Origin of the sequence: Stenotrophomonas pictorum JCM 9942, assembly GCF_001310775.1 — a bacterium.
Lineage (GTDB): Bacteria > Pseudomonadota > Gammaproteobacteria > Xanthomonadales > Xanthomonadaceae > Stenotrophomonas > Stenotrophomonas pictorum.
Map to the genome: position 1 here is coordinate 1 of NZ_BAZI01000410.1, position 2217 is coordinate 2217.

2 protein-coding genes and 1 pseudogene are annotated in these 2217 nt (G+C 66.8%); 2 read left to right on the forward strand and 1 reads right to left on the reverse strand.

Going from position 1 to position 2217, the window contains the following annotated elements:
• The coding region (locus JCM9942_RS14390; RefSeq protein WP_157722952.1) for an EamA family transporter at window positions 1-310 on the forward strand (310 nt) is incomplete at its 5' end.
• Window positions 307-1207: pseudogene (gene rarD, locus JCM9942_RS14395) on the forward strand (EamA family transporter RarD). The gene JCM9942_RS14390 and the pseudogene rarD, both read left to right, overlap by 4 nt.
• Window positions 1208-1286: 79 nt before the next feature.
• Here the strand turns inward: rarD and JCM9942_RS14400 are convergent.
• The coding region (locus tag JCM9942_RS14400) for a TonB-dependent receptor domain-containing protein (RefSeq protein ID WP_157722953.1) at window positions 1287-2217 on the reverse strand (931 nt) is incomplete at its 5' end.

Consider the following 2217-nt stretch of genomic DNA (forward strand, 5'->3'; position numbering starts at 1 on the left):
CGTGATCCTGGTGGCCGGCGGCCTGCTGCGCGGCGAGCGGATCGACGCGCTGCCCACGCTGCAGGGCGTGCTGTCGGTGGGCTACCTGACCGTGTTCGGTTCGATCATCGCCTTCACCGCCTATGTGTGGCTGCTGCACAACGTGCGCCCGGTGCTGGCCAGCAGCTATGCCTACGTCAATCCGGTGATCGCCGTGGCGCTGGGCGCGTGGATCGCGCATGAGCGTTTCAGCAGCGCCGATATCGGTGCGATGGCGGTGATCCTGGCCGGCGTCGTGGTCATCACCCTGGCCCGGATCCGCCGCGCATGAACACCACCGGCGACCACCGCAACGGCCTGCTCGCTGTCACCCTGGCGTTTGTGATCTGGGGCCTGTTCCCGCTGTACTGGCATCTGCTTAAGGACGTGCCCTCGTTCCAGATCATCGCCCACCGCATTGTCTGGAGCGCGGTGCTGCTGGTGGGCGGTCTGGGTCTGGTGCGTGGCTGGGGCTGGTTGCGGGAGGTCTGGGCCACGCCACGGCGGTTCTGGCTGCTGGGCCTGTCGAGCCTGCTGATCGGTGCCAACTGGAGTCTGTACATCTGGGCGGTAAACGCCGGCCACGTGGTGGAAACCAGCCTGGGCTATTTCATCAACCCGCTGCTGAGCGTGGTGCTGGGCGTAGTGGTGCTGGGCGAGCGGCTGGGCAAGCTGCAGTGGCTGGCGGTGGCGCTGGCCGCGCTGGGCGTGGCCTGGCTGACCTGGCAAAGCGGGCGCCACCGTGGATCGCGATTGGTTTGTCGATCACCTTCGGCCTGTACGGGTTGATCCGCAAGCTGGTGGCGGTCGAGGCGGTGGCCGGGCTGGGTGTGGAGAGCCTGTTCATGGTGCTGCCGGCGCTGGTTTGCGTGCTCTGGGCCGAGAGCGGCCACGGCGGCGGCTTCCTCTCCGGCTGGGGCTGGGGCAACGATGCGCTGCTGGTGCTGGCCGGCGCGGTCAGTGCGATCCCGCTGATCGCCTTCGCCTATGGCGTGCGTCGGGTCCCGCTGTCGGTGGTCGGGCTGCTGCAGTACATCGCCCCCACCTGCAGTTCCTGGTCGGCGTGCTGGTGTTCCGTGAGGCGTTCGAGCACCGCCAGCTGGTCGGTTTCGGTCTGATCTGGGCGGGGCTGGCGGTGTTCGCGCTCGCCGGACTGCGGGCCGCGACCAGGGCACGTTCGCGGGCGTGAGGTATCGCGGCCTGCGCCACCGCTGAAACGGAAACGGCGCCCCGCAGGGCGCCGCTCCGTCAACTCACAGCGCGGTGGATCAGAAGCGCTGCTGGTACTTCATGTAGATGAAACGGCCGATGTCGAAGCCACCGTAGTAGGTGAAGCTGCTGTTCGGACCGCTGTACATGATCGGGCCTGCGTGCTCGAACACGTTGTTCACGCCCAGCGACACGGTGCCGTCCCACGGCAGCGCATAACGGACCTGCAGGTCGTGGAAGGTGTTGGAACCGACCTGCTTGCTCGGCTGCATGTCCGTGTACGGCGACTGGAAGTCGGGCAGGTTGCACTCCGGGCCACCGTCCAGATCGTAGGAGCACTTCTCCTTCATGCTGGAGTAGTAGCGGGTGGTCCAGCTCACGCCCAGATCACCGTACTGCCAGTCGGCGGTCAGGTTCGAACGCACGCGGAAGTTGCCGCCCCAACCGGTGTACTGGTCGACCGGGGTGGTGGCTTCGTTGTCGCTCTTGCGCGCCAGGTAGTCCACATAGGTGGTGTTCCAGCGCAGCGAGACCTGGCCGATCGCCAGTTCCGGCAGGCGGTAGCGGATGCCCACGTCGTAGCCGGCGGTTTCCTGGTAACCGGCGTTGTTCAACGAACGGTTCATGCCGCTGACCTGGCCCTTGTTGGTGCCCGAGGTGTAGCGGGTGAAGCGGTCGCAGGCCGAGGTGATGCCCTGCACGTAGCACTGGTTGAGGATGTCGGTGGCCGACTCGCCAACGATCACGTTGTCGATGCGGATCTTCCACCAGTCCAGGCTCAGGTCCAGGCCGGAGACGAAGTCCGGGCTGTAGACCAGGCCCACGGTCCAGGTCTTGGCGGTTTCCGGCTTCAGCTCCGGGTTGGAGCCGGAGGTGAAGTCGGTCACGGCCTGTACGCCGGAGGTGGTGGCCAGTTCGCCGTCACCGGTCTTCTGGCGGAAGTCGTTGCCCAGGCCGGCCGCGGTGCAGCGGGCGGCGACCTCGGCATTG